Origin of the sequence: Synechococcus sp. H70.1, from assembly GCF_047502705.1 — a bacterium.
Taxonomy (GTDB): Bacteria; Cyanobacteriota; Cyanobacteriia; order Thermostichales; family Thermostichaceae; genus Thermostichus.
In genome coordinates this window covers 1-600 of the sequence record NZ_JANSIV010000137.1, presented here as the reverse complement: position 1 = coordinate 600, position 600 = coordinate 1, and the positions used below count along the sequence as shown (strand labels likewise).

The 600-nt window shown below is 58.7% G+C and carries 1 protein-coding gene; it reads right to left on the bottom strand.

Annotated elements, in window-relative coordinates:
• Positions 1-112: 112 nt before the first annotated feature.
• The coding region (locus NW827_RS09865) for a hypothetical protein (protein ID WP_414503631.1) at positions 113-600 on the bottom strand (488 nt) is incomplete at its 5' end.

Here is a 600-nt window from a genome sequence, read left to right as displayed (position 1 = left end):
ATACGCAAGAGCACCTATCCAAATCCACACCCATTCTCGACAGCTTTCCAAGGATTGCCAAGTATTACAATCAACAGCTCACGTGGCTTCGGGAGCAACACAAGAGGAAACCTCACAGGTTCATATAGGCCTGAATCCAGCCTGCCAGCCGCTGCGCCAAGGCAAGGGCTTCCGGCTCGCCTTTTTTGATCGCCGATTGGCTACTGAAACACGCGATTACTTCTTCAAGCTCTTGTTCAAAAGCACCGCGGCGAAACTGCAAGCGTACCTGAGCTTGTATCTGAAAGCTTTCCTGGGCCTCTTTATCCAGGATCTCTTGTCCCAGCCGCTGCAGCCGCACCCCTTGCAATTGAGCGAGAGGATAAGAGAAGACCTGCTGCCGCCAAATCCCCCAAGGGCCACCCAGCCGGGTCAGGGTCACCCGCTGCCGCTCCCGATCCACACTCAAAATCTGCCCCAGCCCCCAAGGGATCCCAATCCCCAGGCCCGCTGCTACAGCCAGCAGCCCCAGCAGGGGGGAAGGCTGCCAGAGCTGGGATCCCAGTGCCAACAACCCCAGCCCCGCCCCCACCCGCCAGGCCAGTTGCTCAGGGGTAAACC